The sequence below is a fragment of the Pseudoalteromonas sp. SG45-3 genome (assembly GCF_014164075.1).
In the GTDB taxonomy this organism is placed as follows: Bacteria; Pseudomonadota; Gammaproteobacteria; order Enterobacterales; family Alteromonadaceae; genus Pseudoalteromonas; species Pseudoalteromonas distincta.
Genome location: NZ_JACJEN010000039.1, coordinates 1 through 7,191, shown reverse-complemented (window position 1 = coordinate 7,191; position 7,191 = coordinate 1). Strand labels below are relative to the sequence as shown.

At 38.8% G+C, this 7,191-nt stretch carries 9 protein-coding genes; 8 read left to right on the top strand and 1 reads right to left on the bottom strand.

Features of this window, described 5'->3' with window-relative positions:
• A partial coding sequence (locus tag H5126_RS20995) for a heavy metal response regulator transcription factor (RefSeq protein ID WP_182721493.1) occupies positions 1–590 on the bottom strand: 590 nt, incomplete at its 3' end.
• 166 nt (positions 591–756) lie between these two features.
• On the opposite strand from H5126_RS20995, the gene H5126_RS20990 reads away from it, so the two are divergent.
• The 8 genes from H5126_RS20990 to H5126_RS20955 all read left to right on the top strand — a co-directional run.
• Positions 757–2,580 (top strand): copper resistance system multicopper oxidase, encoded by a 1,824-nt coding sequence (locus tag H5126_RS20990; protein ID WP_024596892.1) that lies wholly within the window; start codon positions 757–759, stop codon positions 2,578–2,580.
• Positions 2,577–3,440, top strand: coding sequence for a copper resistance protein B (locus tag H5126_RS20985; RefSeq protein WP_010554095.1), 864 nt, complete (start codon positions 2,577–2,579; stop codon positions 3,438–3,440). The genes H5126_RS20990 and H5126_RS20985 overlap by 4 nt, the downstream gene beginning before the upstream one ends.
• Before the next feature lie 22 nt (positions 3,441–3,462).
• Positions 3,463–3,870, top strand: coding sequence for a copper resistance CopC family protein (locus H5126_RS20980; RefSeq protein WP_024596894.1), 408 nt, complete (start codon positions 3,463–3,465; stop codon positions 3,868–3,870).
• An 11-nt stretch (positions 3,871–3,881) separates the two neighbouring features.
• Positions 3,882–4,790: a copper resistance D family protein gene (locus H5126_RS20975; protein WP_182721492.1), complete on the top strand. Its 909-nt coding sequence runs from the start codon at positions 3,882–3,884 to the stop codon at positions 4,788–4,790.
• A 23-nt stretch (positions 4,791–4,813) separates the two neighbouring features.
• Positions 4,814–5,302, top strand: coding sequence for a nuclear transport factor 2 family protein (locus tag H5126_RS20970; protein WP_008109928.1), 489 nt, complete (start codon positions 4,814–4,816; stop codon positions 5,300–5,302).
• Between the two features lie 235 nt (positions 5,303–5,537).
• Positions 5,538–5,732: a DUF411 domain-containing protein gene (locus H5126_RS21760; RefSeq protein ID WP_404936433.1), complete on the top strand. Its 195-nt coding sequence runs from the start codon at positions 5,538–5,540 to the stop codon at positions 5,730–5,732.
• A 239-nt stretch (positions 5,733–5,971) separates the two neighbouring features.
• Complete coding sequence (locus H5126_RS20960) at positions 5,972–6,481, top strand: DUF305 domain-containing protein (protein WP_004588798.1); 510 nt, start codon at positions 5,972–5,974, stop codon at positions 6,479–6,481.
• Between the two features lie 33 nt (positions 6,482–6,514).
• Positions 6,515–7,191, top strand: a 677-nt coding sequence (locus H5126_RS20955; protein ID WP_182721491.1) for a MauE/DoxX family redox-associated membrane protein, incomplete at its 3' end; no start/stop codon positions are given.

The following is a 7,191-nucleotide window of genomic DNA, read 5'->3' as shown; positions in this document are numbered from 1 at the left end:
CTACGAATGGCAACATCAATCACATTGGTGTCACTATCAAAATTCATATCCCATACTTGAGAAGCAATTAACGAACGTGGCAATACTTCACCTTCGCGCCGTAACAATAGTTCAAGTAAGCTAAACTCTTTATTACTCAATAAAATACGCTTGCCTGCACGTTGTATTTTTCGCTTTGGAATATCCATTTCTAAATCAGCAACGATCAGTATATCGTCAACTGTTTGCACTGCACGACGGCGAATAAGAGTACGTACTCTTGCTAAAACTTCAGCAAAAGCAAAAGGCTTTATTAAATAGTCATCAGCACCAAGTTCGAGCCCCTTTACTCTATCGTCTATGCTATCGCGAGCAGATAAAAATAGTACTGGGGTTTTGTTATCTGCTTCACGTAGCGACTGTAAAATTTTCCAACCTGATACGTCAGGTAACATAACATCAAGTATTATTACATCAAACAATTCGGTCATTGCTAGGTGATGACCGTCAAGACCATTGCGCGTCAAAGAAACCTGAAAACCAGCTTCACTGAGTCCCTGTTTTAAATAATCTCCCGTTTTTGCTTCATCTTCAACAACTAATAAGCGCATACTATTCCTTCATTAAAGTCCTAACAACTACCTCTGCAAATATTATGCAGTATCTGTCACTACAGCAACATGACACCAAGATTACAACTTTGTAATGTTCGCGTCATGTTAAAGACAGGTCTATTTTCTATACTCAATACATATTCTGCTATGAAGGAGTAAGGAAATGGGGTTTAAAAAGTCATCACAACAGGTTAGCACACCACGAAGACGATTTGTTCAAGGCTTAATTGCAGGAGGTGTACTTGCGGCTTTTCCGAGTGTATTACATGCTGCATCATCTTTAGTAGCAGGAACAATAACAGGCACTGTGCCCGAACTTAGCGGCGAAGTAATTGATCTGGTTATAGATGAATCGCCGGTTAACTTTACTGGCGTAATACGTATGGCGACAACTATCAATGGATCTATACCCGCCCCTACCTTGCGCCTCAAAGAAGGCGATGATGTTACTATTAGAGTAACAAATAAGTTATCAGTACCGAGTTCAATTCATTGGCATGGCATTATTTTACCGTATCAAATGGATGGCGTACCAGGTATCAGCTTTAAAGGCATTATGCCGGGCGAAACCTTTGTTTATAAATTTAAACTACAACAAAGCGGTACATATTGGTATCACTCACATAGTGGCTTTCAAGAAATGACAGGCATGTACGGTGCATTAATTATTGAACCGCGAGAAAACGATATTATTAGTGCAGATAACGAGCATGTTATTCAATTATCTGATTGGACTGATGATGACCCTATGGCTCTGTTCCGTAAATTAAAAGTACAGAGTGATGTATTTAACTTCAATCAACCCACTGTTCCAGAGTTTTTCGATGACGTTTCAAGCAGCAGTATTTCAAATGCTCTACAGCGCCGAAAAATGTGGAATCAGATGCGAATGAACCCTACAGACTTAGCTGATTTATCTGCATCAGCAATGACTTTTTTAATGAACGGTAGTACTCCAATGGCAAACTGGCGTGGATTATTTAAAGTCGGTGAAAAGCTTAGGTTAAGGTTTATTAATGGCTCTAGTAATAGCTTTTTTGACGTGCGTATCCCCGAGCTAAAACTGACGGTTGTACAAGCAGATGGGCAAAACGTTGAACCTGTGACAGTTGATGAATTTAGATTCGGCCCTGGTGAAACCTACGACGTAATTGTTGAGCCTAAAAATGATGCCTATACGATTTTTGCTCAAAGTATGGATCGCTCTGGTTACGCAAAAGGAACTTTATCAAGCTCGCCTAATATTGATGCGCCAGTACCTGCACTTGACCCTGTTGAGTGGTTAACGATGACCGATATGATGGGCAATATGACCCACGGCGGTGAGCATTCTGCAATGGCTGGTATGGCTGGCATGTCAGGTATGAACTCTAAAGAAATGGATCATAGCGCTATGGGTCACGGTGCAATGGCGATGGATCATAGCAAACATGGTATGTCTGAAAATCCATTAGCGGTTGCCAGCTCTAAAGTGCGTCATGCAAAAACGGAGTATGGAGCTTCAGTTGATATGCGCGTTGATATGCCTAGAACAAATCTTGATGATCCTGGTATTGGTTTACGTAAAAATGGTCGCCGAGTTTTAACACTTGCAGATTTACACTCACTTGAAGGGATCACTAACCAGCAAGAGCCAGAAGCTGAAATTGAGCTGCATTTAACCGGAAACATGGAGCGTTATAGCTGGTCATTTGATGGCTTAGAATTTGGTAAAAGCACGCCAGTGCATATGAAGCATAACCAACGTTTAAGAGTTATTTTACAAAACGATACCATGATGACGCACCCTATGCATTTGCATGGTATGTGGAGTGATTTAGAAAACGAGCAAGGTGATGTGCAAGTGCGACGTCATACGGTACCTGTTCAACCCGCACAAAGAATCAGCTTTTTAACCACCCCTCACGATGTAGGTCGCTGGGCTTGGCATTGCCATTTATTATTCCATATGGATGCCGGTATGTTTAGAGAGGTAGTCGTATCATGAAACAATTAAAACTATCTAAATCATTAGGTTTATTAATGTTAACTGGGGCTTCATTAATTAGTTTCCCTTTATTAGCGCAAAGTGAAATGGCACAAATGAATAGCGCTAAGATGCAACCACAAGGAGGAAGTGCACCTAAAGATGCAAGAGACCCCCATGCTTACTCTGCGGGAACAACTTTAACAGAAGGCCCATATGCGCTTGAGGGCAATGAGCGATTAACACTCGCTGATGAGCATCCATTTTACGCATTACTAGGCGATCGTCTTGAATATAACGAGCAAGCAAACGCAGGTGTATTTGACTTACAAGCATGGTACGGCACTACCTTTGATCGATTGGTAATTAAAACCGAGGGTGATTTCAGCGAAGGAAGTATTGAAGAAAACCAAACCGATATTTTATGGGGTCACGCCGTATCAGCATATTGGGATACTCAAGCAGGTGTTCGTCTTGATTACAATAAAGAAGGTGAAAATCGGCAATGGTTGGCTTTTGGCTTACAAGGTTTAGCCCCTTATTGGTTTGAACTTGATATGACAGCATACGTAGGTGAGCGAGGCAATACCGCATTTACGTTAGAGGCAGAGTACGAACTATTACTCACGCAAAAGCTAATTATACAACCGCGAGCCGAAATTACACTTTATGGCAAAAACGATAAACAAAACGAACTTGGAAGTGGCCTATCAAGCAGCGCGATTGGCTTTAGGGTTCGTTATGAATTTACACGCCAGTTTGCGCCCTATATTGGCGTTGAATGGAGCAATAAATTTGGCAATACCGCCGACTATGCCACATCAAGTGGACAAAGTAGCAACAACACCGCATTTGTTGCGGGTATTAAATTTTGGTTTTAATCATTTTAAATAAGAGGTAATTATGAAGTTTTTTAATTCTGCAGTAGCTATTTTAGGTTTAGTACTTACATTTTCCGCATCAGCGCATATATCACTCAAGCAATCAACACCTGCGCAAGAAGCCATGTTAATGAAAAGCCCAGAGCAACTTTCGTTAACTTTTGGTGGTGAAGTAAGGCTAGCAAAAGTCATCATCAAAGATGAAAAAAATAACTCAATAAACTTTGATTTCAAACCAAGCTCCACCCCAAGCACAGACTTTAGTTGGTCATTACCGAGCTTAGCCCAAGGGACTTACACGGTTAAATGGACAGCACTGGGTGGTGATGGACATAAAATGACCGACACGTTTAGATTTATGGTACACAAAAGTGAATCGCATAAGATGATGCAAGAACAATCTAATACCCACAGCAAACATAATCATTAAGTAGCAACATAATGCAATTAAGTGAATGGTCAGTACTCTTACTCTTATTAAAACTAGCAAGCTATATCGCAATTGCAGGGCTTGCGGGCACTTTATTAATGCGCTTTATGTGTGGCAACAGCAATGTTGCAGGGCATCACTTAATTAGTTTTTATCAGTTCTTAAAACGTTGGCAAATTACGTGTGTGGTTACAGGTAGTATTGCTGCACTTTTACAAGTACCAATAGAAGCTGGAGCAATGGCTGAATCAGGCTTTATGGGAATGTTTGACCCCTTTATGCTTGAAATTGTTTGGCAATCAGTCATAGGTGACCAAGCAACGTTTAGAATACCAGCGCTTATTATTGCTCTAATTAGCGCATGTATGTGGAATGTGAAATCAGATGATAACATAGCAGGTTATAAAAACGGTGCCGTTATACTAATCATGCTTGGGTTTATCGCTTATAGCTTCACTTTTACTGGGCACAGTGCAAATGAAAATGGGTTAGTGAAAAGTATTTTAACCTTTCACCTTATTGCCATTGCGAGCTGGTTAGGGTCATTGTGGCCGCTTTACAAAAGCTGCACTTTACTACCTACCAGTGAAGTAAAGCGGTTAATGCATTACTTTGGTCAACTCGCTATTGTTATTGTATTTGTACTACTTATTTCGGGCTTAACTCTGCTCCTGCAGTACCTAGAGTCATTTTCTGCGTTGTTTACATCAAATTATGGGCAACTAATTTTATTAAAGCTGTTACTCGTCAGCGCGATGCTGTTACTAGGTGCATGGCATAAGCTTTTTTTAGTCCCGCAAATCACTCAACAACACCATATAAGTATATTAAAACGCTCGATCACTGTTGAAATATTAATTGCCCTATTTGTACTTATTACAACAAGTGTATTTACAACACTTGTTGGTCCGCCTATTTAACGATTAATAAAAAAGGAAAATGTATGTTAATTAAATCCTTTAATTTAAAAATTTTATTGCTACTAATTTTTAGCACTGTTAGTTCTTTTACTGTTAGTGCACATGACGATGAAAAATATTCAAAAAAAGGCAAGGCCTTTGTCAATGTTGATAGCGAGGCTGCAAAAACAGTCAGCCTATTTCATGCATCTCTAAAACAAGGCAATCGCGAAGCTGCACGTAAATTACTGGCCGACGATGTCATCATTTTTGAAGGCGGAAGTGTTGAGCGTTCTGCAGATGAATACGCGAAACATCATATGATAGCGGATATGAAATTCTTAAGTGCTGTTAATAGTGAACTACTAGAGCATCAAGTTTACACAAATGGAGACATAGCTTACTCAATTTCAAGAAGTAAAACTCAAGGAAAGTACAAAGGAAAAGATATTAAGTCTATGGGAATGGAATCAATCACATTAAAAAACACCGATACAGGTTGGAAAATCACTCATATTCATTGGTCAAATTAAGGAGTTAACAATGCGAGTAATCTACATTACCTCAGCGTTATTTTTATCATTAACTATGTCATTTTCGGCGATAAGTATCTAAAAACAACACAAAGCATTAATAACTTATGAGAATTCAGAAAAACCTAAAATTGAGCTTACCGTTTATAAAAGTAATAATTGTGGATGTTGTAATAAGTGGATTGCTCATTTGAGCGAAAACAATATTCAAACAAAAGCAATTAACGTCAATGACATGGGGACGATTAAATCTCAGTATCAAATAAAACCAAATATGCGGTCATACCATACAGCCGTTTCAGCCGATGGATTTGTATTTGAAGGTCATGTTCCCGCCAAACATATAAAACAGTTTTTAGCTGAACAACATCCTGAAAAGACGATAGGGCTCTCTGTTCCCTCTATGCCTGCTGGTACGCCAGGTATGTAAATGGGCGATCGCTTTTATAAATATAATATTGAAATGCTTACGCACGATTTACAGCAGAATACTTATAAGCATATTAGCAAATACGCTGAGCAGTTTTAACACTTATGGCACAACTCTTGATGTAATATTAAACATTGATTCAATGATTAAATATATAGTGGGTTTACGCCTAATAACCTGTAAGAATTACCCATTGGTATAAATAATATACAAAGTAAATGATAGAAAGGAGCCATCTAATGTCGCAGTATTTAAAGCTTTTCTTAATGATAGCCACATCAACATTAGTCATGTTTGTACTGATGTATTTGAATACTTATCAGCTAAGTCATGTTTTTTTTAGTGAAACTCGTACTTATATGGCGCTTTATATGGGAGCCATGATGGCAGTGATAATGCTACTTTTCATGCTCAATATGTATAAAGATAAAAAGAAAAATATAACAGTACTCATTGCTAGTGTTACCGTATTTGCGGGAAGTTTATTTTTAGTTCGATCACAAGCGACTGTTGATGATAGCTCATGGATGTCGGCGATGATCCCACATCATTCAATTGCAATACTCACCAGTGAAAGGGCAAAAATCAAAGATAAGCGAGTCCAAGAGCTTGCAACAAATATTATTGAGGCACAGCGTCGTGAGATTAAAGAAATGCAGTGGTTACTAAAGGATATAGAGAAAAATGGCCTAGCAGAAACTCAGGAGCAAGCACAATCTAGGACCGTACCGGATTTTAATGCTAAGTAAAATTTTATACCAATACATAAAAGGGAGCTAAACATGAGTAAATCAGCCCAACTTTTTAGAATGGCCACAGATGAGCATATTTGTCCGTTTGGTTTAAAATCAAAAGACCTACTAGAGCGAGAGGGATATACAGTTGATGATCAGCTATTAACTTCTCGAGAGCAAACAGATGAATTTAAAAAACAACACAGTGTAGAAACTACACCTCAAACATTTATTGATAATAAACGTATAGGTGGCTATGTCGACTTACGCGATTACTTTGATAAGCCAAAAGCTGGGCAAGAAGGTACAACTTACACGCCCGTGATTGCGATTTTTTCGGTTAGTTTTTTGCTTAGTGTGGCATTTAGTTTTGCATCGGATAATAGCTTATTATCAATGCAAACCGCTGAACTGTTTGTAGCCCTAACAATGGCAGTGTTAGCAATACAAAAGCTTCAAGACTTATTTAGCTTTACTAATTCATTTATAACCTATGACTTAGTCGCTATGAAAGTAGTCAGGTACGCTTATGTTTACCCATTTTTAGAAGCATTTGTTGGCATTGGAATGATAGCCGGGTTACCAGCCTATATTATTGCCCCTATTTCATTATTCATAGGTGGGGTTGGTGCTGTTTCAGTGATAAAAGCAGTCTATATAGATAAACGAGAGTTAAAATGTGCGTGTGTAGGCGGTGACAGTAACGTACCACTAGGGTTTATCTC

What these genes read in the sequence shown, in the direction of transcription:
- H5126_RS20960 (WP_004588798.1), top strand. Translation starts at nt 5,972, where the DNA reads ATGTCGCAGTATTTAAAGCTTTTCTTAATGATAGCCACATCAACATTA.
- H5126_RS20985 (WP_010554095.1), top strand. Translation starts at nt 2,577, where the DNA reads ATGAAACAATTAAAACTATCTAAATCATTAGGTTTATTAATGTTAACT.
- H5126_RS20975 (WP_182721492.1), top strand. Translation starts at nt 3,882, where the DNA reads ATGCAATTAAGTGAATGGTCAGTACTCTTACTCTTATTAAAACTAGCA.
- H5126_RS21760 (WP_404936433.1), top strand. Translation starts at nt 5,538, where the DNA reads ATGGGGACGATTAAATCTCAGTATCAAATAAAACCAAATATGCGGTCA.
- H5126_RS20980 (WP_024596894.1), top strand. Translation starts at nt 3,463, where the DNA reads ATGAAGTTTTTTAATTCTGCAGTAGCTATTTTAGGTTTAGTACTTACA.
- H5126_RS20970 (WP_008109928.1), top strand. Translation starts at nt 4,814, where the DNA reads ATGTTAATTAAATCCTTTAATTTAAAAATTTTATTGCTACTAATTTTT.
- H5126_RS20990 (WP_024596892.1), top strand. Translation starts at nt 757, where the DNA reads ATGGGGTTTAAAAAGTCATCACAACAGGTTAGCACACCACGAAGACGA.